A 25,039-nucleotide genomic window follows, 5' to 3' on the forward strand; every position below is an offset into this window, starting at 1 on the left:
TCGTCTGACAGGCCTCGGCGACGGGCGCGTTGCGGGATTGTTACCGCCGCCAACAATTTTCTGGCCTCGATGGCCTTGCGGGCGAAGTGTGACCCGGAATACGTTGCCGGACACAACAAACCACCGCCACGTCGAAACCCACCCCGAAAGGACCCGTGCACATGCGCAAGGGCTTCCTCACCGTCGCCGCCGTGGGCCTGCTGGCCACCGGCAGCCTGACCGCCTGCGGCGACGACTCCGCCGGGACCGAGGCCGGCAGCGACACCAAGGCGAAGATCGGCGTCATCCTGCCGGACAGCAAGTCCTCGGCCCGCTGGGAGACCGCCGACCGCCGGTTCCTGGAAGAGGCGTTCAAGGCCGCCGGAGTCGAGTACGACATCCAGAACGCGCAGAACGACAAGAACGCGTTCCAGACCATCGCCGACCAGATGATCACCAACGGGGCGACCGTCCTGATGATCGTCAACCTGGACTCCGGCACCGGCAAGGCGGTGCTGGACAAGGCCAAGTCGCAGGGCGTGGCCACCATCGACTACGACCGGCTGACCCTGGGCGGTTCGGCGGAGTACTACGTCAGCTTCGACAACGAGGCGGTCGGCAAGCTCCAGGGCGAGGGCCTGAGCAAGTGCCTGGCCGACCAGGGCGTGCAGAAGCCGACGATCGCGTACCTCAACGGCTCGCCGACTGACAACAACGCCACCCTGTTCAAGGCCGGGTACGACTCCGTCCTGAAGCCGAAGTTCGACAGCGGCGAGTACACCAAGGGTCCGGAGCAGTCGGTGCCGGACTGGGACCCGGCGCAGGGGGCCACGCTCTTCGAGCAGATGCTGACCCAGACCGGCGGCAAGATCGACGGGGTGCTCTCGGCCAACGACGGTCTCGGCAACGCGGCCATCTCGGTGCTGAAGAAGAACAAGCTCAACGGCAAGGTGCCGGTGACCGGTCAGGACGCCGACCTCCAGGGCCTGCAGAACATCCTCGCCGGTGACCAGTGCATGACCGTCTACAAGGCGGTCAAGCAGGAGGCGGACGCGGCGGCCGAGCTGGCCATCTCCATCGCCAAGGGCGAGCGGAAGGACACCGGGCAGACGGTCAAGGACCCGGAGAGCGGCCGGGACGTCCCCGCCCGCCTGCTGGAGCCGAAGCTGATCTACAAGGAGAACGTCAAGGACGTCGTGGCCGACGGTTACGTCGACAAGGCCAAGCTCTGCGAGGGCTCCTTCGCCAAGCTCTGCGCGGACGCGGGCATCAGCTGACCCGTACCGCCGTCGACGGCAGCGCCGCCCGGCACGACCACCAGCGTGCCGGGCGGCGCTGCGGTGCACAGCTGATCGAGACCTCCCCTCCGTGAGACGAAGGAGACCCCGTGTCCGGGACCCCCCTGTTGGAGCTACGCGGGATCGACAAGAGCTTCGGTCCCGTCCAGGTTCTGCGTGACGTCGCACTCTCCGCCCACGCCGGGGAGGTGACCGCCCTCGTCGGCGACAACGGTGCCGGCAAGTCGACGCTGGTCAAGTGCATCAGCGGCATCTACCCGACCGACTCCGGCGAGTTCCTCTTCGACGGCCAGCCGGTGACGGTGAACAGCCCCCGGGACGCCGCCGACCTCGGCATCGAGATCGTCTACCAGGATCTGGCGCTCTGCGACAACCTGGACATCGTCCAGAACATGTTCCTCGGCCGGGAGAAGCGCAACGGCATCGTGCTCGACGAGCCGACGATGGAGCAGCTCGCCGCCGAGACCCTCGCCGGACTGAGCGTACGGACCGTCAAGTCGCTGCGTCAGCACGTCGCCAGCCTCTCCGGTGGGCAGCGGCAGACGGTGGCGATCGCCAAGGCGGTGCTCTGGAACAGCCGGGTGGTGATCCTGGACGAGCCGACCGCCGCGCTCGGGGTGGCGCAGACCGCCCAGGTGCTCGAACTGGTCCGCCGGCTGGCCGACAGCGGCCTGGCCGTCATCCTCATCTCGCACAACATGAACGACGTCTTCGCCGTCTCCGACCGGATCGCCGCGCTCTACCTCGGCCAGATGGTCGCCCAGGTGAAGACCACCGAGATCACCCACGCACAGGTGGTCGAGCTGATCACCGCCGGACGCTCCGGCAATCTCGGGCTGTCCGCCGACCCGGCCGCCCCGGACAGCGGTGTCGGTGCCGCACCCGCAGATTCGCACACCCCAGGAGCCGTCCGATGACCACCACCGTCGTCAAGAAGAAGGGTCCGGCGGCGGTCGCCCCCGCCCCGACCGTCGCCGAACACGTCCGCAACTACTGGGACCGGGTACGCGGTGGCGACATCGGATCGCTGCCCGCCGTCCTCGGACTCGTGGTGCTCTGCACCGTCTTCTCGGTCATGCGGCCGACCTTCCTCACCGCCGGCAACTTCGCGAACCTGTTCACCCAGGGTGCCGCGGTGACCCTGATCGCCATGGGGCTGGTCTTCGTCCTGCTGCTCGGGGAGATCGACCTCTCGGCCGGCTTCGCCAGCGGGGTCTGTGCGGCGATCCTGGCCAACATCGCCACCGTCCTGGGCCAGCCGTGGTACGTCGCGGTGGTGGCGGCGATCGCCACCGGCGTACTCATCGGCACCTTCCTCGGCTTCCTGGTGTCCAAGATCGGGATTCCGTCCTTCGTGGTCACCCTGGCCGCCTTCCTCGGTTTCCAGGGCGTCGTCCTGCTCCTGATCGACCAGGGCAGCAACATCGCGATCCGTGACGACGTCCTGCTCGCCATCGCCAACCGGAACCTCCCCCCGCTGGTCGGGTGGCTGCTCGTCGCGATCGCCGTCGGCGGGTACGCACTCGTGCAGCTCAACAGGTACCGCACCCGGTCGGCGCGCGGGCTGCTCACCGACCCGATGCCTGTCGTCCTGGCCCGGATCGGGGGGCTGGCGCTGATCCTCGGCGTGGCCGTCTACATCCTGAACCTCGAACGCAGCCGCAACGTGCTGGTCACCTCGCTCAAGGGCGTCCCGATCGTGGTCCCGATCATCGCGGTCCTGTTGATCTTCTGGACCTTCGTCCTCCAGCGCACCAGCTACGGCCGGCACGTCTACGCCGTCGGCGGCAACAAGGAGGCCGCCCGGCGCGCCGGGATCAACGTCGACCGGATCCGCATCTCGGTCTTCGTGATCTGCTCGGCGATGGCCGCCGTCGGCGGCATCGTGGCCGCGAGCAGGGGGAACTCGGTCGACCCGAACACCGGGGGGAGTAACGTTCTGCTCTACGCCGTGGGCGCGGCGGTGATCGGCGGCACCAGCCTCTTCGGGGGCAAGGGCCGGGTGCTCGACGCGGTGCTCGGCGGCGCGGTGGTGGCCGTCATCGACAACGGGATGGGTCTGTTGGGCTACAGCGCTGGGACGAAGTTCGTGGTGACCGGGGTGGTCCTCCTGCTCGCCGCGAGCGTCGACGCCCTGTCACGTCGACGGGCCGTCGCCACCGGCACCCGTTGACGCCGCTGCACAGGGAAGCACCGACCGGATGCGTACAGGACCGACCCAGGACGAGATCCGTCGGCAGAACCTCGGTGCCCTGCTGCGGTACGTGCACGTGCACGGTGCCACCACCCGCGCCGAGCTGACCAACCGGTTGGGGCTCAACCGCAGCACCATCGGGGCGCTCACCGCCGACCTGGCCGGGGCCGGACTGGTCAGCGAGGGAGCACCGAAGGAGACCGGCCGGGCCGGACGACCGTCGCTCGTCGTCCGGCCCGAGTCGGCGAGGATCTACGCGTACGCGTACTCGATCGAGGTGGACCGGCTGCGGGCCGCGCGCGTCGGGTTGGGCGGGGTCCTGCTCGACCAGCGGGAGCTGGACCGCCCCCGGGACCTGCTGGCCGCCGACGCCGCTCCGCTGCTGACCGGGGCGGTCAAGGAGATGCACCAGGCGGTACCGGCCGACGCGGTCTGCGTGGGCGCGGGCGTCGCGGTCTGCGGCATGGTCCGCCGCGAGGACGGTCTGGTCCGGCTGAGTCCCACCACCGGGTGGGTCGACGAGCCGATCGGGTCGACGCTCGCCGCCGAACTCGGCAGTGACGTGCCGGTGACCACCGGGAACGTGGCCGACGTGGCGGCCTTCGCCGAGCACATCCGGGGCGTCGCGGCGGGCTGCGACAACGTCATCTACCTCTACGGTGACGTCGGGGTCGGGGCCGGGATCATCGCCGGGGGGCGACGGCTCACCGGGCACGGCGGCTACGGCGGCGAGGTCGGCCACATGGTGGTGGTCCGGGACGGCCGACGCTGCGAGTGCGGTCGGCAGGGGTGCTGGGAGACCGAGATCGGCGAGCACGGGCTGCTCCACGCCGCCGGACGGTCCGGCTCCCGGGGCCGGGAGGCGCTGCTGGGCGTCTTCGACGCCGCCGACCGGGGCGACGCGACCGCCCAGACGGCAGTCCGGCAGGCCGGGGACTGGCTCGGCTTCGGGGTGGCCAACCTGGTCAACATCTTCAACCCGGAGCTCGTCATCTTCGGCGGCACCATGCGCGACCTCTATCTGGCCTCCGCAGCACAGGTACGCAGTCGGCTCAACGCCAACGCCCTGCCCGCCTGCCTGGAACACGTCCGCCTCCGGACCCCGAAACTCGGCCCGGACGCCCCCCTGCTCGGTGCCGCCGAACTCGCCTTCGAACGGCTCCTCGCCGACCCGCTCGACCGGCCCTGACCAGCCCCCGCCGACCGGTCGACGATCCCGCGTCGTCGACTGCCCGAGCGGTGCCACCGGCCGGTCGGCCATCGGGCTTCGCCGACGTCCACCATCGACCTGCCGGAACGCTGAACTGATCGGCCGCTCGGTGCGTACCACTGCACGGACGGGCGGCCGGCAGGCCTACGGCGCCCGCCGACCCGCGTTTCGGCCCGGACGAGGAGGCACCGCAGAGATGGCACCGCTGAAGACCGCACACCGTCGGGCAGGGCGCACGACCCACCGGCTGACGGTGCTCATCATCGCGATCGTGGCGGGGATCGGTGTGCTGCCCGGGGCGGCCACCGCCGTGCCGGCACCCCCGCAGTCGCTGAACGCGGCCGACCAGGCGCTCCTGGCGGGGGTCCGACTCGCCGGGCTGTGGGAGATGCCGGCGGGTCAGATGGCCGCCGAGAAGGGCCAGTCGGCGGTGGTCCGGGAGATCGGTGCCGAGATCGCCAAGCAGCACGAGGAGTTGGACCGGCTCACCGTCGAGGCGGCGAACAAGCTCGGTGCCGCCATCCCCTCGGAGCCGACCGCCGAGCAGAAGGGCTGGCTGCTGGAGATGCAGAACGCCAGCGGAGCCCGGTTCGACCAGATCTTCGTCACCCGGCTCCGGGTGGCCCACGGCGCCATCTTCCCGGTGATCGGGGCGGTCCGCGCCGCCACCCGCAACGCCACGGTCCGCAAGCTCGCCGACGACGCCAACAAGTTCGTCCTGGCCCACATGGAGATGCTCGAACGGACCAACCTGGTCCGGTGGGAGCAGCTTCCGCCGGCGGTCCTGCCCGCCTCCGGCAACGACACCCTCCTGGCCAAGGCCGGTGCCAACACCGGTCCCGGGGTCGGGGTCAGCACCACGGTGATCTGGCTGGTGTTCCTCGCCGCCCTGGCCACCGGCGGGGCGGCGACCTGGAAGATGATGCGCCGAAACTAGGGACCCCGTCCGGGCGGTGCCCCGGCGCGATCGGGCGCGCCGGGGCACCGTCGTGTCCGGGGTCGTCCGGGTCAGTAACCGGTCCGGGCCGTCGGTGACCCGGGCCGTCGGCGCGCCGGGGTCGGTCGGGTCAGCGGCCGGACCGGGCCAGTCGGTGACCCGGGGCCGGTCGGGTCAGCGGTCGACCTGGGTGAAGTCCCAGGAGTGCGGCGGGCGGGCGACGAGCTTCGCCGGCGGGTCCGGCAGGGAGTGGGCGCTGCTGCGCCACTTGGAGATGACCACCACCCGGTGGTCGGTGGAGGAGAAGACCTCGCTGGACAGGTGCAGCGGGTCGTGGTCGAACTCGGGCAGCGCCGTCTCGCAGACCCAGGTGATCAGCTCGGCGACCGCGTACGGCTCGGCCTTCACCTCCCACATCCGGACGATCATGCCGTCTTCTCCTCTCCCGCCACGCTGACCAGAGTCAACGGCATGGCCGAGTCGGCGGGCAGGGTCAGCCGACTGGGCGCGACCCCGGCGGCGACCAGGTGCGAGCCGAGCGCCGCCACCATCGCCCCGTTGTCGGTGCAGAGCTTCGGCCGGGGCACCCGGACCCGGATGTCGTACTTCGCGGCCCGCTGTTCGGCCATCGCCCGCAGCCGGGAGTTCGCCGCGACTCCCCCACCGATCACCAACGTGTCGATCCCCTCGGTCCGGCAGGCGTCGATCGCCTTGTTGGTCAACACGTCGCAGACCGCCTCCTGGAAGGACGCGGCCACGTCGGCGACCGGCACCGTCTCACCGGCCCGCTGCCGGGCCTCGACCCACCGGGCCACCGCCGTCTTCAACCCGGAGAAGGAGAAGTCGTACCGGTGGGCCGCCAGGTCCTTGGCGGCGCTCAGTCCGCGCGGGAACGCGATGGACCCGGCGTCGCCGACGCGGGCCTCCCTGTCGATCGGCGGGCCACCCGGGAACGGCAGCCCGAGCAGGCGGGCCACCTTGTCGAACGCCTCACCGGCCGCGTCGTCGATCGTCGCGCCGAGCGGGGTGACGCCCCGGGCCAGGTCGTCGACGCGCAGGAGGGACGAGTGTCCGCCGGAGACCAGCAGGGCGATCGCCGGTTCGGGCAACGGGCCGTGCTCCAGAGTGTCCACCGCCACGTGCGCGGCGAGGTGGTTGACCCCGTACAGCGGCTTCTCGGCGGCCACCGCGTACCCCTTGGCGGCGGCGACGCCGACGAGCAACGCACCGGCCAGGCCCGGCCCGGAGGTCACCGCGATCGCGTCGATGTCGGCGATGGTCACCCCGGCCTCGGCCAGGGCCCGGTCCATCGTCGGCACGATCGCCTCCAGGTGCGCCCGGCTGGCCACCTCCGGCACCACACCGCCGAACCGGGCGTGCTCGGCGACGCTCGACGCCAGCGCGTCGGCCAGCAGGGTGTGGCCGCGCACGATCCCGACCCCGGTCTCGTCACACGAGGTCTCGATGCCGAGAATCAGCGGTTCGTCAGCCATGCTCGTCTGTCCCCTCCCCGGTCGACGCCGCCGACCGGTCCGGCGTCGAGTCCCGACGCATCACCAGCGCGTCGGTGTTGCTCGGTTGGTAGTAGCCCCGGCGTACGCCGATCGGCTCGAACCCGTAGGCCGCGTAGAGCCGCTGGGCGGCGGCGTTGTCGGCGGCGACCTCCAGCAACGTGCTCCCCGCCCCCTGTCGGGCAGCCTCGGCGAGCAGCGCCTCCAACAGCATCCGGCCCACCCCGCGCCGTTGGGCGTCGCGGCGGACCGCGATGTTCTGCACCCAGGACTCGTCGGGTGGCTGGGCCGTCAATCCGGCGTAGCCGAGCACGGCCCCCGCCGGATCCTGGGCGACCAGGTAGTGATGGCCGTTCGCCAACTCGTTCCAGAACATCGCCGGGGACCAGCGCTCCGCGCCGAACAGGTCCGCCTCGATCGGCAGCACCTCGTCGATGTGCCACCACCGGAACCGGGCCAGTCGGACCGACCCCTCCCCCGACGCCTCCGGCACCGCCCCCGGGCGGGGACCGCCGGGACCGGCCTGCGGCGCAGGGTTGAGGTCGGCGGGACCGGCCTGCGGCGCGCCCGGGTGGAGATCGTCGGTCACGGCAGGACCGGCTTGCGGCCGGCCGCCGCCACCGCGTCCGGGCGGCGCAGGTAGAGCGGGGTGAGCCGCTCCCCGGGAGCCCCGGCGCGGATCCGCTCGGCGGCGAGCACCGCCAGGGTGGTGGCGTCCGGGTAGCGCGGCTCGGCCCGCACCGGCAGGCCGAGCACGTCGGCGTACCGGTGCGCCCCGTCACCGACGGCGACCGTCACGGCGAGGTCCCGGGCCCGGGCGGCGGCGACCGTCGGGGTGTCCACCTCCGGCCCGGCGATCCGCTGACCGGACCCGTCGTACACCGCCCAGTAGATCTCCCGACGGCGGGCGTCGCTCGCCGCCAGCACCGGTTCCCCGGCCGCCGCCGGGTGGCCGATCCCGTCCAGCGAACAGACACCGTACGTCGGCACGCCGAGCACCTGGCCCATGGTGGCGGCCGTCACCAGCCCCACCCGCAGCCCGGTGAACGGACCGGGGCCGAGACCGGCGACGATCGCCGTCAGGTCACCCGGCCGGGCGTCGGCGTCGGCCAGCACCGCGTCGACCTGGGGGGCGAGCAGTTCGCCGTGGGCTCGGGCGTCGACGGTGCACCGGGTCGCCCGGAGCGCGACGCCGTCCGTCGAGACCTCGACCAGCGCCGCGGTCACCGCCGGGGTCGATGAGTCCACCACGAGTACGAGCACGGCTGTCACCCTAGTCGCCCCGGACGCCGCCACCGGTGACGCCCCACGATGGTGGCGCCGGGGCGTCGGGTCAGCCGGCCGTACGTTCCCACTCGACGGTCGGCAGCCCCGCGTCGGCCAGCGCCTTGTTGGCGGCGCTGAACGGACGGCTGCCCAGGAAACCACGGGGGTTCATCGGGCTGGGGTGCCCGGCCTCCAGCACCACGTGCCGGGAGTTCGTGACCAGCGCCGCCTTCTTCCGGGCGTACCCACCCCAGAGCAGGAACACCACCCGGTGCTCCAGCGCGTCGAGGGCGCGGATGGTGGCGTCGGTGAACTCCTCCCAGCCCTTGTTGGCGTGCGACCCCGGGGTCGCCTGCCGGACCGTCAGGACCGAGTTGAGCAGGAGGACCCCCTGGTCGGCCCAGCCGCTCAGGTTGCCCCCGGCCGGCTTCGGCACCCCGAGGTCCTCCCCCAGCTCCTTGAAGACGTTGCGCAGGGAGGGCGGCACCGCCACCCCGTCCCGGACGCTGAAGCTCAACCCGTGCGCCTGCCCGGCCTTGTGGTACGGATCCTGCCCGAGGATGAGCACCCGGCAGTCCTGCGGAGCGCAGTGCCGGTACGCCGAGAAGAGGTCCTCGACCGGCGGGAAGACCGTCTGGGTGGCGTACTCCCCGGCGACGAACCGGCCCAGGTCGGCGGTGACCGCCGGGTCCAGGTGCGGGGTCAGGACGGCCTGCCAGTCCGAGGGGAGCAGGGTCGGCAGGTCGAGAGGCGCAACGTCGTCGGGCATGGGCCACCTTTCACGCGTACGGATCGGCTACTTCCTACCAGTCGCCTCCGACACGGGCGCACTCCGCCGGTCGCCGGTGCGGGCGACTGAGTATCCGTACGCAGAAGACTGGGCCTCACGGCGGATGTTCACCGACCCCGTTGAGCTGGCCGAATGGACGCCATGACACGAGAGGTCCACATCACCGGCTGTGCTTCCTTCCTTCCCGGCGACCCGGTGGGCAACGACGACCTGGTCAGTCTGCTCGGCGACGACGGCAGTACGGCCGGCGCCGCCGTACGACGTCGGGTCCTGTCCGCCAACGGCATCCAGACCCGGCACTACGCCCTCGACCGGGACGGGCGGACCACGATGCTCAACGAGGAGCTGGCCGTCGAGGCGGTCCGGCAGGCGCTCAAGGACAGCGGTCGTGACCTCGACCAGCTGGGCCTGCTGGCCACCGGAACCACCCAGGGTGACCTCCTGGTACCGGGGTTCGCCTCGATGGTCCACGGCCGGTTGGGTGGCGGCCCGATGGAGACCCTCTCGGCGTCCGGGGTCTGCGCGTCGAGCATGGCGGCCTTCAAGTCGGCGGTCGCCGGGGTCCGCCTCGGTGAGCACGACGTGGCCGCCGTGGTCGGCTCCGAGCTGGTCAGCCGGGGCCTCAAGCAGAGCCGGTACGCCACCACCACCTCCCCCGAGCGGATCGGGTACGACGCCCAGTTCCTGCGGTGGACGCTCTCCGACGGTGCCGGTGCGGTGGTCCTCGAACCGACAGCCCGACCGGACCGGCCCAGCCTGCGTGTCGACTGGGTCCACCTGGTCTCGCACGCCCACGAGCACGACACCTGCATGCGCGCCGGACTGGCCGACGGCGCAGCGGGCGACGACGGCCCCCGACCCGGGCGGACCTGGCTCGACCGGGCCACCGCCGCCGAGGCCGAACGGGACGGTCTGCTGCGGCTGCGCCAGGACGTCCGCGCCCTGCCCGACCTGTTCACCGCAGGGATCGCCGAGTACGTCCGGCTGGTCCGGGACGGCCGTTTCGACCCGCGTCAGATCGAGCACGTCCTGTGCCACTACAGCTCCCAGCACTTCCGGGCGGACATCTTCCGGCTCATGCGGGAGGCCGGCCTGATGATCGACGAGGAGCGGTGGTTCACCAACCTGTCGACCCGGGGGAACACCGGGGCCGCCAGCATCTTCGTGATGCTCGCCGAGGCCTGGCAGACCGGTCGGTTCACCCCCGGTGACCGGATCCTGCTGGTCGTCCCCGAGTCGGGCCGGTTCTCCTTCGCCTTCGCCCACCTGACCTGCGTCGGACCGACCGGCCCCGAGGTCGTCGGCACGACGGGGAGCACCGCTTCGGCCGTCGCCGGGACCGGACGGACCGGGTCTGCCGTCGAGGGGACCGCGCCGTCCCTGTCGACAGCGGAGGGCACCGCCGCCGACTCACCGGCCGGGACCGTCGCGTCCCCGCTGGGCGAGCCGGAGGCGGCCGACGACGAGGTGGTCCGCTGGACCGTCCTGGAACTGGCCGGGGTCTGGGCCGAGCTGGAGTCCCGGCTGCGCCGGGTGCCGGTGCTGCGCCGGATCGAGACCGGCACCGCCACCCTCGGCGACTACCGTCGGCTCCTGCTCACCCTGCGCCCCCAGGTCGTCGAGGGGGGACGGTGGATCGCCAGGGCAGCGTCGAACTTCTCCGAGGAGCTGTTCGAGCTGCGCAGCGCCGCCCTGCACCACGGGCTGGAGGAACACCGCGACTTCCGGCTGCTCGACGCCGACTTCGCGGCCATCGGTGGCGACCCGGACGAGATCCGTACGGCGACGAAGAACCTCGGCTCGGAGGCGCTCTCGGCGTACATGTTCCACCAGGCCGGTCAGCCCGACCCGGTGGACCTGCTCGGCGCCATGTTCGTCATCGAGGGGCTGGGCACCGCGAAGGCGGCCCGGTGGGCGGGGCTGCTCCGCGACCAGCTCGGCCTCGCCGACGACCAGCTGCGGTTCCTGCTCTACCACGGTGCCAACGACGACGACCACTTCGCGGCGCTGCGCAACGTCCTGCGGTCGCCGCTGATCGACAGGCCCCGCGCCGAGCGGATCGTGCGGACCGCCCGGGTGGTCGCCCGGCTCTACGCGCTGCAACTGGAGGAGATCGATGGTTGAGCGCAAGCCCGACGGACGGGCCACGGCGGGTCGATCCGAACCCTCGGTGTGGGACGCGATCATGTCCGACCCCACGGTGCCGATCAGCCGACGGACCCTGGAACTGGTGGTCCGGGACCAGCAGCGGTGGTCGCGGACCTGGCTCCTGCCCTGGGTACGGATCCTGTCCCGGCTGGCGGTGACCCTGATCAGCGTGGTCAAACGGGTCCTCCCCGGGCAGCTGCGCGCCCACACCACCATGGACACCCTCTGCGTCTGGTTCCTCCGCAACTTCGTCTCCCCGGAGGCCGGTGAGCTGCTGATCCGGCACTTCGTGGTGGAGACCCAGCTGCTGAACTTCGTGGTCCGCAACGCGAACGTGTCCGGGCAGCACGAGGTGGACCTGCTCCCGACGAACCTGCGGGAGCTGGGCGACCGGGCGGTCATCGAACACGACCTCAACGTGTACGACGTCCTGATCGCGCTCGGCCGGGCGGCGGCACCCCCCGGTGGTGCCCCCGGCGACCTGCCCCGGCCCGCCGGCCCCCTGGACACCTCGATGTTGACGGTCCCCCGCCTGGACACCGAGCCGGGCCGCCGCCGGTGGCTGAACATCGACATCCAGACCGCGCTCTACCTGATGAACGTGCCGTTCGCGCTCTGCCTCACCAGTGAGGAGTACCGCCGGGCGGTGCACTCGATGCGGCTGGACATCTCCCTGCTGGGACTGCTGACCCAGCTCACCGGTGACCCGACCTTCCTGGCCTGGCGGCCCGGCGGGTCGGTCCTGCGGGTCGACTCCACCGTCGACGTGCCCCGGGCTGTCTACGAGCACGCGGTGATCTGCGAGTACGCCTACGCCCGCCTGATCCGCCTCCGCGCGGAAGCCCCCCGCACCGAGGTGGCTGCGTAGAATCACCTGGTCGGTCGAGGTCTCGCGGAGGAACGATGATTCGGACGCTCACTGCCGCCGTGCACCAGGAAGACGACTGGTACGTCGCCCGATGCCTGGAGCTCGATGTGGCCAGCCAGGGCGAGACCGTGGACGAGGCGCTTTCGAACCTCCGAGAAGCCGTCGAGACGTACCTCGACGAGGTCACCCACCCGACTATCGAGACGACTCCACTGGTCACCTCGTTCCAGGTGGGCCGGGCCGCGTGAGCCCGGCCCTCGCCGACCTCCCTCTGCGGAAAGTCCTCGAAGGGGCTGAGACGCGCCGGCTTCGAGCAGGTTCGGACGAAGGGTAGTCACGCCGTCTACCGGAGTGCCGCCGGTAACGTGGTGGTCGTGCCGCAACACGCCACGATCAAACGCGGCACCCTGGCTTCGATTCTGCGTCAGGCCGGACTGACGCCCGGTGAGTTCGTCAGGCTGATTCGCTGAGCCGGCCGTCCAGGGCGCGGAGCCGTCCCGCCCAGTCGCCACCGACCGGGTCCAGCTCGACGAAGCGGGTGTCGTCGTCGCGACGGTCGAGCCTGATCCGCAGGTGGGCGTCGGTCAGGTGCTCGGCGAGCCCTTCGCCCCACTCGACCACGGTGACCGAGTCCTCGACCGAGGCGTCCAGGTCGAGGTCGTCGATCTCGGCGCGGGGATCGGCAGCGTCGCCCAGCCGGTACGCGTCGGCGTGCACCAGCGCCGTCCGGCCGCCCCGTGCCGGGTCCGGGCGGTGCACCCGGGCGATCACGAACGTCGGCGAGGTGACGTCACCGGACACCCCCAGGCCGGCGCCGATGCCCTGGGTCAGGGCGGTCTTCCCGGCACCCAGCGGGCCGGTGAGCAGCACCAGGTCGCCGGGGCGCAGCAGGGCGGCCAGGCGGCGGCCGAAATCGTACGTGTCGGCCGGTGTCGGCAGCCGCACGGTGTCGCTCACAACCCCTCCAGGAACCGCTCCAGCGCGGCGTTGACCTCGTCCGCGTGCTCCAGCATCACCACGTGCCCACTGTCGGAGATCTTCACGTACTCGGCGTGCGGCAGCCGCCTGACGATCTCCTCGGAGTGGACCACCGGCGTGATCATGTCCTTGTCGCCGACCACCACGAGGACCGGGGCCCCCGACAGCGCACCCAGGGCCGGATACCGGGAGTGGGTGGCGATGGTCCGCAGGTACCTGGTCACCGTGTCGGCCGAGGTACGCGAGTTCATCGTCTCCACGTACGACACCAGGGCCGGGCTGGGGTTCGGCGTGCCGAAGCCGTACCGGCGGGTGAGCAGCCAGGCCACGTTGGAGGTGGATCGACGGGCCCTGTCGATCACCGTCCCGCCGTACCGGGTGGCGTTGCTGACCATGGCGAGCATCGGGGAACCGAGCCGACCGAGCAGAGCCGGTGCGACCAGTTTCGTCTCCGCCAGCAGACCGCCGGAGGTGGCGATCAGGACCGTCCCGGCGACCCGGTCGGCGAAGAACTCCGGGTACAGCTCGGCCAGCGCCATGATGACCATCCCGCCCAGTGAGTGGCCGACCAGCACCAGCGGCCCCTGAGCGGCCGTCCGGTCGATCACCCGGCGGAGCGTGTGGCCCAGGGCGGTCAGGTCGTACTCGCCGCTCTCCAGCCGACCGGACAACCCGTGCCCCGGCTGGTCGTACGCGACGATCCGGTGTTCACCCCGCTCCGCCAGCAGCTTCCGCTGGAAGTGGAAGGTCCCCATGTCCAGGCAGAAGCCGTGCACCAGGACGACGGTCGGGTTGCCGTCGACCGGGCGGGTCGGCTCCACCACCTCCACGTGGATGTCGGTGCCGTCCGGCATCTCCAACCGGTACGCCTGGTCGTACCGCTGGTCGCCGAAGACCTCGTCGGCGTACCTGTCGGTGGGGTCGGACTTGAACCGGCGGACCATCCGGCGTTCGGTGGCCACCCCGGCGGCGAGACCGGCGGCGGCCACCCCCACCGCCCCGACCAGTCCGGCGACCTTCCCGGCGGCGGTCCGGGGCCGGGGCAACCGAAATCGAGCAGGGCTCATGGTCGACCTCCGATTCGCGACTGCGGGGCGCGCAGAACCGGCGCACTCCTCGCGCTCATGAGCTGCGCTCCCCGTGGTAGGTCCGGGGCACCCGAGTACCGCCGAACCGGGTGACGATCTCGTAGTTGATGGTGCCGACCACCTCGGCCCAGTCGTCGGCGGTCGGTGCGCCGTCGGCACCGTCACCGAAGAGGGTGACCACGTCCCCGGCGGCCACCGGGTCGTCGCCGCAGTCGACGACGAACTGGTCCATGCAGACCCGTCCGGCGATGCTGCGGCGGACGCCACCGAGCTGCACCGGCCCGGAGTTGGAGGCGTGCCGGGGCACCCCGTCGGCGTACCCGAGGGGCACCACGGCCACCGTCGCGTCCCGGTCCACGTGGTACGTGTGGCCGTAGGAGATCCCGGTCCCGGCCGACACCCGTTTGGTGAGCATCACCCGGGCCCGGGCGGTCATCGCCGGGCGTAGCCCGTACCGCTCACCGGCGACCGGGGAGAGCCCGTACACGGCGATCCCGGGGCGGACCAGGTCGAAGTGGGTGTCCGGGCGGGTGAGCGTGGCCGCCGAGTTGGCGAGGTGCCGGTACCGGGGACGCAGACCGGCCCGTTCGACCATGTCCAGGCCCTCGTGGAAGACGGCGAGCTGCCTGTCGGTGGTCGGATGGCCGGGCAGGTCGGCGTAGACGAAGTGGCTCCACACCCCGACCACCTCGACCAGCCCGTCGGCCTGGGCCTTGGCGGCGGCGTCCAGCAGCGCCGGCCAGTCGGCGACGGTGGCCCCACCCCGGCTCAACCCGGTATCGATCTTGAGATGGAGTCGGGCCGGGCGCTCCGCCCGACGGCTCGCCTCGATCATCTCGTCGAGCTGCGGGAGGCTGGCCGCGCTCAGGTCGACCCCGGCCGTCACCCCCTCGTGCAACGGCAGCCCGGGGGCGAGCAGCCAGGCCAGCACCGGTGCGGTGATCCCGGCCCGGCGCAGCGTCAGCGCCTCGTCGAGGGTGCAGACCCCGAGCCACTCCGCCCCCGCCTCCAGCGCGGCACGGGCCGACGGGACCATGCCGTGGCCGTACCCGTCGGCCTTGACCACCGCCATCATCTCGGCGGTGGTGCCCGACCGGAGTCGTGCCACGTTCTCACGGATCGCGTCGAGGTCGACGCGTACCTCGGCCTGCCACATGCGCCCAGCCTACTTCCAGGGGATCTCCCCGGCCCGACCAAGCACCGGGCGGAGCGCCGCCACCACGTCGGGCGCGGTCACCGGGCCGCCCCGGGCCGCCTCCCGACCGGCCGACCCGTGGAGGTACGCGGCGACGGCCGCCGCCCGGTCCGCGCGTACCCCGGCGGCGAGCAGCGAACCGAGCAGCCCGGCCAGTACGTCCCCGGTCCCCCCGGTGGACAGCGCCGCAGAACCGGTCGGATTCACGTACGCCCGGCCGTCCGGCGTACCGATCACGGTGCGGTCCCCCTTGAGCAGGACCACGGCGTTCATCCAGGCGGCCAGCCGCAGCGTCGCCGCCACCCGGTCGGCCCCCGGCTGCTCCCCACAGAGCCGGGCGTACTCCCGGTCGTGCGGGGTGACCACCACCGGTGCGTCCCGACGGCGCAGCAGATCCGCCATCGACCCGTCGACGAGCAGGGTCAGCGCGTCGGCGTCGAGCACCACCGGCACCGACGTGGCGAGCACCGCCCGCAGTTCACCGGCCGCCTCGGCACCGGTGCCCAGCCCGGAGCCGCAGACCCAGGCCTGCACCCGGCCGGCGTCGGCGACCCGCCCGGTGGCGATCACCGACGGGTGGTCACGGAGCACCTCGTCCCGTGCACCACCTGCGTACCTCACCAGGCCGGCCGGCCCGGCGAGCGCGCCGCCCACCGAGAGCACCGCCGCCCCGGGGTACGTCCGGGAACCGGTCGCCACCCCGACCACGCCCCGGGTGTACTTCTCCGACGCGGGCCCCAGGTCGGGCCACCAGTCGGCCACGTCCGAACCCTCCACGACGTGCAGCGCCGGGGTGCCGCGCAGCCACGGGCCGAGGCCGATGTCGACGAGTTCCACCTCGCCGGTCAAAGCGGCGGCCGGACCGACCACCAACGCCGGTTTCCAGGCCCCGAACGTCACCGTCACGTCGGCGTGGACCGCGGCGGGTCGCCCGGCGGCGGTCGACGGGACGTCACCGGTGTCCACGGCGACCCCGCTGGGTACGTCCACGGCGACGACAACGGCCCGGTGGCCGTCGCGTCCCCGGTGCCGGATCAGCCCACCGGCCAACTGCTGGGCGGTCTCCCGCAGGCCGCCCCGGCCGCCGATCCCGACGATGCCGTCGACCACCAGGTCGACTGTGGGCGGGGGACCGTCGACCACCCGCCCACCGGCGGCCCGCAGCGCGGCTAACCCTTCGGCGTGCACCCGATCCCTGTCGACGAGCAACGCCGAGACCGCCGCCCCGCGCCGGGCCAGGTGTTCACCGGCGAAGAGGGCGTCCCCGCCGTTGTCCCCGGAGCCGACCAGGAGCAGCACCCGGGCGCCGTACACCCCGCCCCGGTCGACCAGCAGGAGCGCGCAGCGCCGGGCCAGTCCGGCGGCGGCACGCCGCATCAGCGTGCCGGGGGGAAGGGTGGCCAGCAGGCCGGCCTCCGCCGCCCGTACGTCCGCGACCCGCCACACCGGCCTCATGGCACCCCGTCTCGTCGGTTCTCGGGCCGTACCGCATCGATCGCCCCCGCCACCCTATCGGTCACGGGTCGCGCAGATTACCCATCGGCTCCACCGGCGGCAAGACCTGTGGACGACCCCGGTGGACGACCGCCACGGGTTGTCCACAGGGCGTTCCGGACGGTGGACCGGCGTCCTAACGTCTGCGGCACCGGGGGCGAGGGCCGACGGATCGGCGGCACCGGGGGCGAGGTTCGACGGGGCGGCGGCCACGAGGGGGCGAGGATGGGACAGGAGTCGTTCGAGGTGGATCCGGGTGTGCTGCGCGAGGTGTCGGGGCGGCTCGCCGACCAGGCGTACCGGCTGGCCCACGGGCTGGCCGGGGTGCCCGGGCTCGTCGTGCCGGCACCACAGTGGTCGACCGGGGCCGCCCTCGTCGGGTGGGAGGCGGCGGTGCACCGGTGGTGTGGCCGCCTGGGGGCACGGATGGCGGAGACCGCCGGGGCGCTCGGTCACGCCGCCGACGGGTACGAGACCGTCGACCGGCGGGCCGCCGGACGACTGACCCGGCTGTCCCGATGACCGGGTACGCCCAGCTCTGGGCCGCCGACCCACCGGCCTGGGGCCGGGCCGGTGCCGCCTGGGGCGGGCTCGTCGGCCGGGTCGACAGGTGGGCCGAGGAGCTGACGGAGCGCGTCGGGCGGCTGCACACCGGCTGGTCCGGTGGGGCCGCCGTGGCGGCCGGCACCCGGATCGGTGGGCTCCGGGGCGAGCTGCGGTCCGTCGCCCCCGCCCTGATCGAGGCCGATCAGGTGCTCGCCGAGTTCGCCGGTCGGCTGGTGGTGGCCAAGGCCCGCCTGGCCGCCGCGGTCGAGCGGGCCGACTCCGCCGGGGTGCTGATCGACAGGCAGGGCCGGGTGTCGGCGGACCCGGCAGCCCTGCGCCCGACCCACCAGAGCGGTCCGGCAGTGGTCCAGGTGGCCGGTGGGATCACCGCCGCGCTCACCCTGGCCGGGCAGGCGGACCGGGAGGCGGCGGCCCGGCTCGCCGAACTCGTCGACGCCGCCGGGTCGGGATGGACCCGCCCACCGCCCCCGGGGCGCCCACCGGCCGACGCCGACCCGGCCCGGGTCCGTGCCTGGTGGGACGGGCTCACCCCGGCCATGCGCCGCTGGCTGGTCCTTCACGAGTCGACAGTCGTGGGCCGCCTGGACGGGGTGCCGGCCGCCGCCCGGGACCAGGCCAACCGGCTGCTCGTCGAGGACCGGCGGGCCGAGTTGCTGGCCGAGCGGGACCGGGTCCTGACCCGCCTTCCGCGCGGCCCGGCGGAGCTGCTGGACCTACGCCGGGTCGACCTGGCACTGGCCGGGCTGGGCGCCCTCACCGAGCGGCTGACCCGCGACGAGTCACCCCGGGCGTACCTGCTGGGTCTGGAGACCGGCGGGGAGGGCCGGACGATCGTGGCGTTGGGCAACCCGGACCGGGCCGACAACGTGCTCACCTACGTGCCGGGGATGACCTCGGGGCTGGCCGACGCGACAGGGGAGCTGAGCCGGGCGGCCCGGGTCCGGTCCCGCTGCGCCGAGCTCGCCCCCGACCGGGAGACCGCCGCGCTGCTCTGGCTCGACTACGACGCCCCGGACTTCCTGCACGAGGCGCTGCGGTCCGGGCCGGCCCGCGACGCCGGGCCGACCCTGCACCAGTTCCAGGAGGGGTTACGGGCCACCCACGAGGGGCCGCCGGCCCGGCAGACGGTCCTCGGGCACAGCTACGGCTCGACCGTGGTGGGCACCGCCGCCCGAGACCACGGTCTCGCCGCCGACGCCCTGGTCTTCGTCGGATCCCCCGGGGTGGGGGTGGACCACGCCGGGCAGCTGCGGGTGCCCGCCGGGCAGGTCTGGTCGAGCACCGCACCGGACGACGTCATCCGACTGACCCGCCCGCCGGAGGACCTGCTGCGACGGGCGGCCCTGGCCGGGACGCCGCTGGGAGTGGTGACCGGACTCGTCGACGGCAGCGACGGCGGGCTCTGGTTCGGTCGCGACCCGAGCCACCCCGGGTTCGGCGGGCGGACCTTCCCCAGCAGCCGGCACGGTCACACCGGCTACTGGGAGGACGGCAATCCGGCGCTGGACGGGATGGCCGGGATCGTGCTGGGTCGAGGATGACCGGCCCGGCCGGCCACCACCGCCCCGGCCGGTCCCTCCCGCCCGACGGTGCCCGGTTACTCGACGGTGACGGACTTGGCCAGGTTGCGCGGCTGGTCCACGTCGTGTCCCCGGGCTGCGGCGATCTCGGCGGCGAGCACCTGCAACGGGACCGTGGTCATCAGCGGGGCGAGCAACGTCGGGGTACGCGGAACGTAGATCAGGTGGTCGGCGTAGCGCTGCACGGCCTCGTCGCCCTCCTCGGCGATGACGATGGTCCGGGCGCCCCGGGCGCGTACCTCCTGGATGTTGGAGACGACCTTGTCGTGCAGGAGTCCCCGGCTGACCGGCGAGGGGACGATGCAGATCACCGGCGTCCCCTGGTCGATCAGGGCGATCGGGCCGTGCTTGAGCTCACCGGCGGCGAACCCCTCGGCGTGCATGTACGCCAGTTCCTTGAGCTTGAGTGCGCCCTCCAGGGCCACCGGGTAGCCGACGTGCCGGCCGATGAAGAGCACCGTCGGCTCGGACTTGATCTCCCGGGCCAGTTCCCGGACCGGCTCGATGCGCTCCAGCAGCTCGCGCAGTTTGCCGGGCATCTGGTGCAGCTGCTCCACCACGGCCGCCACCTCGTCGGCGAACTTGACCCCGCGTACCTGGGCCAGGTGCAGGCCGATCAGGTAACAGGCGACGAGCTGGGTGAGGAAGGCCTTGGTGGAGGCGACGGCGATCTCCGGCCCGCCGTGGGTGTAGAGGACCGCGTCGGACTCACGCGGGATGGTGGATCCGTTGGTGTTGCAGATCGCCAGCACCCGGGCCTTCTGCTCCTTGGCGTGGCGCAACGCCATCAGGGTGTCCATGGTCTCCCCGGACTGGGAGATCACCACGATCAGGGTGGCCCGGTCCAGCACCGGGTCGCGGTAGCGGAACTCGCTGGCCAGCTCCACCTCACAGGGGATCCGGGTCCAGTGCTCGATGGCGTACTTGGCGACCAGCCCGGAGTGGTACGCAGTGCCGCAGGCCACGATGAAGATCTTGTCGACGTCGCGGAGGTCCTGGTCGCTGAGGCGGACCTCGTCGAGCACGATCTCGCCGGTCTCGGTGAGTCGACCGAGGAGGGTGTCGGCGATCGCCTGCGGCTGCTCCTCGATCTCCTTGAGCATGAACCAGTCGTACCCGCCCTTCTCGGCGGCGGAGGCGTCCCAGTCGATGTGGAAGTCCTTGCCGGTGGCGGGGAGCCCGGCGAAGTCGGTGATCTCGATGGTGTCGCCGGTGATCAGCACGATCTGGTCCTGGCCCAGCTCGACCGCTTCCCGGGTGTGTTCGATGAACGCGGCGACGTCACTGGCCAGGTAGTTCTCCCCGTCGCCCCGGCCGACGACGAGCGGCGAGTTGCGTCGGGCACCGACCACCGCGCCCGGGATGGCCGCGTCCACAGCGAGCAGGGTGAAGGCACCCTCCAACCGGGCACAGACGGCGCGCATGGCGGCGGCGAGCAGTCGGGGGCCGTCGTCGGCACCCGTCGACCGCAGGTCGGCGAGGGCTGCCGAGAGCAGGTGGGCGGCGCACTCGGTGTCGGTGTCGCTGGTGAACTGGACTCCGGCGTCCTCCAGTTCGGTACGCAGCTTGGCGAAGTTCTCGATGATGCCGTTGTGGATGACGGCGACCCGCCCGTCGGGCGAGACGTGCGGGTGGGCGTTGCGGTCGGTGGGGCCGCCGTGGGTGGCCCAGCGGGTGTGTCCGATCCCGGTGGTGCCGTCGCCGATGCCGACCGAGCCGTCGGCGCAGGCGGTCCCCTCGGCGAGCGCCTTCTCAAGGTTGGCCAGCTTGCCCGCCTTCTTCTCGGTCAGCAGCTCGTCGTCGCAGACGACCGCCACGCCGGCCGAGTCGTAGCCGCGATACTCCAGACGCCGCAGCCCGTCGAGCACGATCCCCAGCGCCGGCCGACTGCCGGCGTACCCCACGATTCCACACATGACCCGAAGCCTAGCGGAGTTACGCTCACCACGCGTGCGCGGAACCCTGGTAAACGAACAGGCATTTTGATCGTTTGGGTCACCGGGGGCACCGGCCGGACAAACCGCCGTCGGCGCGCCAGGGCCGCCGCGCGGGCGTGCGACGGGGCGTCACCGCGCCGTACCCTGGCGAATGTGACGACGACCACGAACGACCCGTTGGTGGCCCGGATGCGGCCGTTCGGAACGACCATCTTCGCCGAGATGTCCGCGCTCGCCCTGCGCACCGGCGCCGTCAACCTCGGTCAGGGCTTCCCGGACACCGACGGCCCGCCCGAGATGCTGGCCGCCGCCGCCGAGGCCCTGCGCACCGGGCAGAACCAGTACCCGCCCGGCCCCGGGATCCCGGCGCTGCGCGCGGCGGTCGCCGAACACCAGCGCCGGTTCTGGGGACTGGAGTACGACCCCGACGGCGAGGTCGTCGTCACCGCCGGTGCCACCGAGGCGATCGCCGCCGCCATCCTCTCCCTGTGCGAGCCGGGCGACGAGGTGGTCTGCTTCGAGCCGTACTACGACTCCTACGCCGCCTCGATCGCACTGGCCGGGGCGGTCCGGCGACCGGTGACACTCCGTCCCGCCCCCGACGGCCGGTACGCCTTCGACAGGCAGGCGCTGCGCTCGGCGTTCGGCCCCCGCACCCGACTCGTGCTGTTGAACTCCCCACACAACCCGACCGGGAAGGTCTTCACCCCCGCCGAACTGGCCCTGATCGCCGAACTCTGCCAGGAGCACGACGCGTACGCGGTCACCGACGAGGTCTACGAGCACCTGGTCTTCACCGACGCCGACACCCCGCACGTCCCACTGGCCACCCTGCCCGGAATGCGGGAGCGGACCCTGCGCATCTCCTCGGCCGGCAAGACGTTCTCCTGCACGGGGTGGAAGGTCGGCTGGGCGAGCGGTCCGGCGACGCTGGTCTCGGCGCTGCTACGGGTCAAGCAGTTCCTCACCTTCGTCAACGCGGCCCCCCTCCAACCGGCGGTGGCGGTGGCGCTGGCGCTGCCCGACGACTACTACACCGGTTTCCGTGACGGTCTCCAGCAGCGCAGGGACCAGCTGACCGCCGGGCTCTCCGACGCCGGATTCGACGTGCTCACCCCGGCGGGGACGTACTTCGTCACCGCCGACGTCACCGCCCTGGGCGCCTCGGACGGGGTGGAGTTCTGCCTGTCCCTGCCGGAGCGGTGTGGCGTAGTCGCCGTGCCGACCCAGGTCTTCTACGACGACGCCGAAGCCGGCCGGAGGCTGGTCCGGTTCGCCTTCTGCAAGCGTCCGGAGGTCCTCACCGAAGCGGTCACCCGGCTGCGTCAGCTCACCGGCTGACCGGCTGACCGGCTCACCGGCCGTCGCCGGTCACCAGTTCACCCGGCTGCGTCAGCTCACCGGCTCACCGGCTGACTACTGTCGTCGAGCCTCAGGCCACCGGGCTGGCGACCCGGACCCGGTCGGCGATGCGCTCGGCGACCTCCCGGGCGGTGGCCTCGGTGGCGGCCTCCACCATGACCCGGACCAGCGGCTCGGTGCCCGAGGGGCGCAGCAGCACCCGACCGGTGTCGCCCAGTTCGGCCTCGGCCCGCTCGACCTCGGTGCGGACGGTCGGGGCGGCGGCACCGACGGTCCGGTCCCCGACCGGGACGTTGATCAGCACCTGCGGCAGCTTGGTCACCACCGAGGCCAGCTCGGCCAGGGACTTGCCGGTCTGGGCCAGTCGGGCCATCAGGTGCAGCCCGGTCAACACCCCGTCGCCGGTGGTCGCGTACGCCGGCATCACGATGTGTCCGCTCTGCTCCCCACCGAGGGCCAGGCCGGAGGCGCGCAGCTCCTCCAGGACGTACCTGTCGCCGACCTTGGTCTCGACCAGCCGGATGCCCTCGGCGGACATGGCCAGACGCAGGCCGAGGTTGCTCATCACCGTCGCGACGAGCGTGTTCTCGGCGAGGGTGCCGGCCTCCTGCATGGCCAGGGCGAGGATCGCCATGACCTGGTCGCCGTCGACCTCCTCGCCGTCGGCGGTGACCGCCACGCAGCGGTCGGCGTCGCCGTCGTGGGCGATGCCGAGGTCAGCGCCGAGCTTGACCACCGTCTCGCGGAGCTGGGCGATGTCGTTGGAGCCGCAGCCGTCGTTGATGTTGAGGCCGTCCGGCTCGGCGTAGATGGCGTGGACGTCGGCACCGGCCTCGCGGTACACGACCGGGGCGACCTCGGCGGCGGCGCCGTTGGCGCAGTCGACCACGACCTTGAGCCCGTCGAGGCGGTGCGGAAGGGTCCCGATCAGGTGCTGGACGTAGTGGTCGGCACCGTCGAGCAGGTCGTGCACCCGACCGACACCGGCACCCACAGGCCGATCCCACGCGGTGGTGGCGTTCGCCTCGACGGCGGCCTCGATCCGGGCCTCGATCTCGTCGGGAAGCTTGTGCCCCCCGGCGGCGAAGAGCTTGATCCCGTTGTCCGGCATCGGGTTGTGCGAGGCGGAGAGCATCACCCCCAGGTCGGCCTTGGCCTCGGCGGTGAGGAACGCCACCGCCGGGGTGGGCAGCACCCCGACCCGGACCACGTTGGCCCCGGCGCTGGTCAGACCGGCGACCACCGCCGCCTCCAGCATCTCGCCGCTGGCCCGGGTGTCCCGGCCCACCACCGCCAACGGCGGATGGGTGCGGTCCGTCTCGGCGAGCGTGTGCGCGGCGGCCACCGCCACCGCGAGCGCCAACTCGGGCGTGAGGTCAACGTTCGCCCGTCCGCGGACGCCGTCCGTACCGAACAACCGGCCCATACCCGCCTACCTTCGCTAACGATGTCGGTTCTGAAGAGAAGATCGTGCAAAACGAAACGGCCGGTCCGCCTCCCGCGACAGGGGGGTGGACCGGCCGTTCGTCAGAAGTGCAACGCGCTGCTGAAGATCAGCGCTTCGAGTACTGAGGAGCCTTACGGGCCTTCTTGAGGCCGTACTTCTTGCTCTCCTTGACCCGGGCGTCCCGGGTCAGGAAGCCGGCCTTCTTCAGCGCGGGGCGGTCCTCGGGCTCGCTGACGATCAGCGCCCGGGCGATCGCCAGTCGCAGCGCACCGGCCTGGCCGGTGGTGCCGCCACCACGCAGGTTGGCGATGACGTCGAAGCTCTCGGCCTTCTCGGCGGTGACCAGCGGGTCCTTGATCAGCTGCTGGTGCACCTTGCTCGGGAAGTAGGCCTCAAGGTCCCGGCCGTTGCAGGTGATCTTGCCGGTGCCGGGGACGATCCGGACCCGGACGATGGCCTCCTTGCGGCGGCCCACGGTCTGGATCGGCCGCTCGCCACGGTGGGTGCGGGCGACGGGCGCCGGCACCTCGGCGGCCTCGGGGGCCTCGGCGGCCTCGGTCACCTCGGGGGCGACCTCGGTCTCGGTGATGTCGGTCATGCTGTTTCCTTCGCCCGCGCTCACTGCGCGATCTGCTTGATCTCGAACGGCACCGGCTGCTGCGCGGCGTGCGGGTGCTCGGCACCGGCGTAGACCTTCAGCTTCTTGATGAGCTTCCGGCCGAGCTTGTTGTGCGGGAGCATCCCCTTCACGGCCAGCTCGATGGCCCGCTCGGGACGCTTGGAGAGCAGCTCCTCGTAGCCGACCTGCTTGAGACCGCCCGGGTAACCGGAGTGGCGGTAGGCGATCTTCTGCTGCCGCTTGTTGCCGGTCAGCGCAACCTTGCCCGCGTTCACGATGACGACGAAGTCGCCCGTGTCGACGTGCGGCGCGAAAGTCGGCTTGTGCTTTCCGCGCAGCAGCGTGGCGGTGTGGGTGGCCAGGCGGCCCAGCACGACATCAGAGGCGTCGATGATGTGCCACTGACGCTCGATCTCACCCGGCTTCGGGCTGTACGTACGCACAGGTCTACCTTGTCTCGTCGTCGGTCTGGGGTCGCGCGCCGAGATGACCAGGTGTTCCGAGTTGACCAGGACTCGTTTCCGAGTTGACCAGGACTCCAAGCCGGACCAGCGCGCACGAACGACCAAGC

The 25,039-nt window shown here is 72.2% G+C and carries 25 protein-coding genes; 12 read left to right on the top strand and 13 right to left on the bottom strand.

Annotated elements, in window-relative coordinates:
* Window positions 1–161 precede the first annotated feature (161 nt).
* The 5 genes from WHN02_RS01250 to WHN02_RS01270 all read left to right on the top strand — a co-directional run bounded on the left by WHN02_RS01250 (window position 162) and on the right by WHN02_RS01270 (window position 5,618).
* A complete protein-coding gene (locus WHN02_RS01250; protein WP_434741686.1) occupies window positions 162–1,256 on the top strand; it encodes a sugar ABC transporter substrate-binding protein in 1,095 nt (364 codons plus the stop codon).
* A 110-nt stretch (window positions 1,257–1,366) separates the two neighbouring features.
* Window positions 1,367–2,194: an ATP-binding cassette domain-containing protein gene (locus WHN02_RS01255; RefSeq protein WP_434741687.1), complete on the top strand. Its 828-nt coding sequence runs from the start codon at window positions 1,367–1,369 to the stop codon at window positions 2,192–2,194.
* Window positions 2,191–3,450 (top strand): sugar ABC transporter permease, encoded by a 1,260-nt coding sequence (locus WHN02_RS01260; protein WP_434741688.1) that lies wholly within the window; start codon window positions 2,191–2,193, stop codon window positions 3,448–3,450. The genes WHN02_RS01255 and WHN02_RS01260 overlap by 4 nt, the downstream gene beginning before the upstream one ends.
* A gap of 28 nt (window positions 3,451–3,478) precedes the next feature.
* Entirely contained in the window at window positions 3,479–4,660 is a 1,182-nt protein-coding gene (locus tag WHN02_RS01265; RefSeq protein ID WP_434741689.1) for an ROK family transcriptional regulator, read from the top strand.
* 217 nt (window positions 4,661–4,877) lie between these two features.
* Window positions 4,878–5,618: a DUF4142 domain-containing protein gene (locus WHN02_RS01270; RefSeq protein ID WP_434741690.1), complete on the top strand. Its 741-nt coding sequence runs from the start codon at window positions 4,878–4,880 to the stop codon at window positions 5,616–5,618.
* Between the two features lie 174 nt (window positions 5,619–5,792).
* On the opposite strand, the gene WHN02_RS01275 is transcribed toward WHN02_RS01270, so the two are convergent.
* The 5 genes from WHN02_RS01275 to ung form a co-directional block, all read right to left on the bottom strand.
* A complete protein-coding gene (locus tag WHN02_RS01275; RefSeq protein ID WP_350895603.1) occupies window positions 5,793–6,047 on the bottom strand; it encodes a hypothetical protein in 255 nt (84 codons plus the stop codon).
* The gene (gene tsaD / locus WHN02_RS01280; protein WP_434741691.1) at window positions 6,044–7,111 is read right to left on the bottom strand and encodes a tRNA (adenosine(37)-N6)-threonylcarbamoyltransferase complex transferase subunit TsaD; all 1,068 of its coding nucleotides are present in this window, start codon (window positions 7,109–7,111) and stop codon (window positions 6,044–6,046) included. The genes WHN02_RS01275 and tsaD overlap by 4 nt, the downstream gene beginning before the upstream one ends.
* Entirely contained in the window at window positions 7,104–7,622 is a 519-nt protein-coding gene (rimI, locus tag WHN02_RS01285; RefSeq protein ID WP_434744121.1) for a ribosomal protein S18-alanine N-acetyltransferase, read from the bottom strand. The genes tsaD and rimI overlap by 8 nt, the downstream gene beginning before the upstream one ends.
* 92 nt (window positions 7,623–7,714) lie before the next feature.
* Window positions 7,715–8,392 carry a tRNA (adenosine(37)-N6)-threonylcarbamoyltransferase complex dimerization subunit type 1 TsaB gene (gene tsaB, locus WHN02_RS01290; RefSeq protein ID WP_434741692.1) on the bottom strand — a complete coding sequence of 226 codons (678 nt, stop codon included), beginning with the start codon at window positions 8,390–8,392 and terminating at the stop codon, window positions 7,715–7,717.
* Between the two features lie 70 nt (window positions 8,393–8,462).
* Complete coding sequence (gene ung, locus WHN02_RS01295; protein ID WP_434741693.1) at window positions 8,463–9,164, bottom strand: uracil-DNA glycosylase; 702 nt, start codon at window positions 9,162–9,164, stop codon at window positions 8,463–8,465.
* Between the two features lie 162 nt (window positions 9,165–9,326).
* Between ung and WHN02_RS01300 the strand changes: the two genes are divergently transcribed.
* The 4 genes from WHN02_RS01300 to WHN02_RS01315 are packed head-to-tail and all read left to right on the top strand — an operon-like array spanning window position 9,327 to window position 12,671.
* Entirely contained in the window at window positions 9,327–11,309 is a 1,983-nt protein-coding gene (locus WHN02_RS01300; protein ID WP_434741694.1) for a 3-oxoacyl-[acyl-carrier-protein] synthase III C-terminal domain-containing protein, read from the top strand.
* Complete coding sequence (locus WHN02_RS01305) at window positions 11,302–12,201, top strand: DUF6999 family protein (RefSeq protein WP_434741695.1); 900 nt, start codon at window positions 11,302–11,304, stop codon at window positions 12,199–12,201. Before WHN02_RS01300 ends, WHN02_RS01305 begins: the two co-directional genes overlap by 8 nt.
* 35 nt (window positions 12,202–12,236) lie before the next feature.
* Window positions 12,237–12,449, top strand: coding sequence for a type II toxin-antitoxin system HicB family antitoxin (locus WHN02_RS01310; protein WP_434741696.1), 213 nt, complete (start codon window positions 12,237–12,239; stop codon window positions 12,447–12,449).
* 45 nt (window positions 12,450–12,494) lie between these two features.
* Window positions 12,495–12,671 carry a type II toxin-antitoxin system HicA family toxin gene (locus WHN02_RS01315; RefSeq protein WP_434744122.1) on the top strand — a complete coding sequence of 59 codons (177 nt, stop codon included), beginning with the start codon at window positions 12,495–12,497 and terminating at the stop codon, window positions 12,669–12,671.
* Here the strand turns inward: WHN02_RS01315 and tsaE are convergent.
* Genes tsaE through WHN02_RS01335 form a run of 4 tightly spaced genes read right to left on the bottom strand, consistent with a single transcriptional unit; the run spans window position 12,655 to window position 16,917 of the window.
* Window positions 12,655–13,158 (bottom strand): tRNA (adenosine(37)-N6)-threonylcarbamoyltransferase complex ATPase subunit type 1 TsaE, encoded by a 504-nt coding sequence (tsaE, locus tag WHN02_RS01320; RefSeq protein WP_434741697.1) that lies wholly within the window; start codon window positions 13,156–13,158, stop codon window positions 12,655–12,657. The genes WHN02_RS01315 and tsaE overlap by 17 nt on opposite strands.
* On the bottom strand, window positions 13,155–14,246 hold the full coding sequence (locus WHN02_RS01325; protein ID WP_434741698.1) for an alpha/beta fold hydrolase: 1,092 nt from the start codon (window positions 14,244–14,246) through the stop codon (window positions 13,155–13,157). Before WHN02_RS01325 ends, tsaE begins: the two co-directional genes overlap by 4 nt.
* A gap of 55 nt (window positions 14,247–14,301) precedes the next feature.
* Window positions 14,302–15,423, bottom strand: coding sequence for an alanine racemase (alr, locus tag WHN02_RS01330; protein WP_434741699.1), 1,122 nt, complete (start codon window positions 15,421–15,423; stop codon window positions 14,302–14,304).
* Between the two features lie 9 nt (window positions 15,424–15,432).
* Entirely contained in the window at window positions 15,433–16,917 is a 1,485-nt protein-coding gene (locus WHN02_RS01335; RefSeq protein ID WP_434741700.1) for an NAD(P)H-hydrate dehydratase, read from the bottom strand.
* A gap of 162 nt (window positions 16,918–17,079) precedes the next feature.
* Here WHN02_RS01335 and WHN02_RS01340 point away from each other — a divergent pair, with 162 nt between their 5' ends.
* On the top strand, window positions 17,080–17,478 hold the full coding sequence (locus WHN02_RS01340) for a WXG100 family type VII secretion target (protein ID WP_434741701.1): 399 nt from the start codon (window positions 17,080–17,082) through the stop codon (window positions 17,476–17,478).
* Window positions 17,475–19,064 carry an alpha/beta hydrolase gene (locus WHN02_RS01345; RefSeq protein WP_434741702.1) on the top strand — a complete coding sequence of 530 codons (1,590 nt, stop codon included), beginning with the start codon at window positions 17,475–17,477 and terminating at the stop codon, window positions 19,062–19,064. Before WHN02_RS01340 ends, WHN02_RS01345 begins: the two co-directional genes overlap by 4 nt.
* Before the next feature lie 56 nt (window positions 19,065–19,120).
* Here the strand turns inward: WHN02_RS01345 and glmS are convergent, their stop codons facing one another.
* The gene (glmS, locus tag WHN02_RS01350; protein ID WP_434741703.1) at window positions 19,121–21,019 is read right to left on the bottom strand and encodes a glutamine--fructose-6-phosphate transaminase (isomerizing); all 1,899 of its coding nucleotides are present in this window, start codon (window positions 21,017–21,019) and stop codon (window positions 19,121–19,123) included.
* 174 nt (window positions 21,020–21,193) lie between these two features.
* On the opposite strand from glmS, the gene WHN02_RS01355 reads away from it, so the two are divergent.
* The gene (locus WHN02_RS01355; RefSeq protein ID WP_434741704.1) at window positions 21,194–22,381 is read left to right on the top strand and encodes a pyridoxal phosphate-dependent aminotransferase; all 1,188 of its coding nucleotides are present in this window, start codon (window positions 21,194–21,196) and stop codon (window positions 22,379–22,381) included.
* Between the two features lie 91 nt (window positions 22,382–22,472).
* On the opposite strand, the gene glmM is transcribed toward WHN02_RS01355, so the two are convergent.
* From glmM to rplM, 3 genes are all read right to left on the bottom strand, one after another.
* Window positions 22,473–23,828, bottom strand: a complete 1,356-nt coding sequence (gene glmM / locus WHN02_RS01360; RefSeq protein WP_434741705.1) for a phosphoglucosamine mutase — start codon at window positions 23,826–23,828, stop codon at window positions 22,473–22,475.
* Between the two features lie 127 nt (window positions 23,829–23,955).
* Window positions 23,956–24,447 carry a 30S ribosomal protein S9 gene (gene rpsI, locus WHN02_RS01365; protein WP_434741706.1) on the bottom strand — a complete coding sequence of 164 codons (492 nt, stop codon included), beginning with the start codon at window positions 24,445–24,447 and terminating at the stop codon, window positions 23,956–23,958.
* Window positions 24,448–24,467: 20 nt separating this feature from the next.
* Window positions 24,468–24,911, bottom strand: a complete 444-nt coding sequence (gene rplM / locus WHN02_RS01370) for a 50S ribosomal protein L13 (protein ID WP_434741707.1) — start codon at window positions 24,909–24,911, stop codon at window positions 24,468–24,470.
* Window positions 24,912–25,039: the final 128 nt, after the last annotated feature.

It is taken from the genome of Micromonospora sp. SH-82, from assembly GCF_051132485.1.
GTDB lineage: Bacteria > Actinomycetota > Actinomycetes > Mycobacteriales > Micromonosporaceae > Micromonospora.

Coding starts and splice junctions, on each gene's coding strand:
- WHN02_RS01250 (WP_434741686.1), top strand. CDS start 162: ATGCGCAAGGGCTTCCTCACCGTCGCCGCCGTGGGCCTGCTGGCCACC.
- WHN02_RS01260 (WP_434741688.1), top strand. CDS start 2,191: ATGACCACCACCGTCGTCAAGAAGAAGGGTCCGGCGGCGGTCGCCCCC.
- WHN02_RS01265 (WP_434741689.1), top strand. CDS start 3,479: ATGCGTACAGGACCGACCCAGGACGAGATCCGTCGGCAGAACCTCGGT.
- WHN02_RS01270 (WP_434741690.1), top strand. CDS start 4,878: ATGGCACCGCTGAAGACCGCACACCGTCGGGCAGGGCGCACGACCCAC.
- WHN02_RS01275 (WP_350895603.1), bottom strand. CDS start 6,047: ATGATCGTCCGGATGTGGGAGGTGAAGGCCGAGCCGTACGCGGTCGCC.
- tsaD (WP_434741691.1), bottom strand. CDS start 7,111: ATGGCTGACGAACCGCTGATTCTCGGCATCGAGACCTCGTGTGACGAG.
- ung (WP_434741693.1), bottom strand. CDS start 9,164: ATGCCCGACGACGTTGCGCCTCTCGACCTGCCGACCCTGCTCCCCTCG.
- WHN02_RS01300 (WP_434741694.1), top strand. CDS start 9,327: ATGACACGAGAGGTCCACATCACCGGCTGTGCTTCCTTCCTTCCCGGC.
- WHN02_RS01305 (WP_434741695.1), top strand. CDS start 11,302: ATGGTTGAGCGCAAGCCCGACGGACGGGCCACGGCGGGTCGATCCGAA.
- WHN02_RS01310 (WP_434741696.1), top strand. CDS start 12,237: ATGATTCGGACGCTCACTGCCGCCGTGCACCAGGAAGACGACTGGTAC.
- WHN02_RS01325 (WP_434741698.1), bottom strand. CDS start 14,246: ATGAGCCCTGCTCGATTTCGGTTGCCCCGGCCCCGGACCGCCGCCGGG.
- alr (WP_434741699.1), bottom strand. CDS start 15,423: ATGTGGCAGGCCGAGGTACGCGTCGACCTCGACGCGATCCGTGAGAAC.
- WHN02_RS01335 (WP_434741700.1), bottom strand. CDS start 16,917: ATGAGGCCGGTGTGGCGGGTCGCGGACGTACGGGCGGCGGAGGCCGGC.
- WHN02_RS01345 (WP_434741702.1), top strand. CDS start 17,475: ATGACCGGGTACGCCCAGCTCTGGGCCGCCGACCCACCGGCCTGGGGC.
- glmS (WP_434741703.1), bottom strand. CDS start 21,019: ATGTGTGGAATCGTGGGGTACGCCGGCAGTCGGCCGGCGCTGGGGATC.
- glmM (WP_434741705.1), bottom strand. CDS start 23,828: ATGGGCCGGTTGTTCGGTACGGACGGCGTCCGCGGACGGGCGAACGTT.
- rpsI (WP_434741706.1), bottom strand. CDS start 24,447: ATGACCGACATCACCGAGACCGAGGTCGCCCCCGAGGTGACCGAGGCC.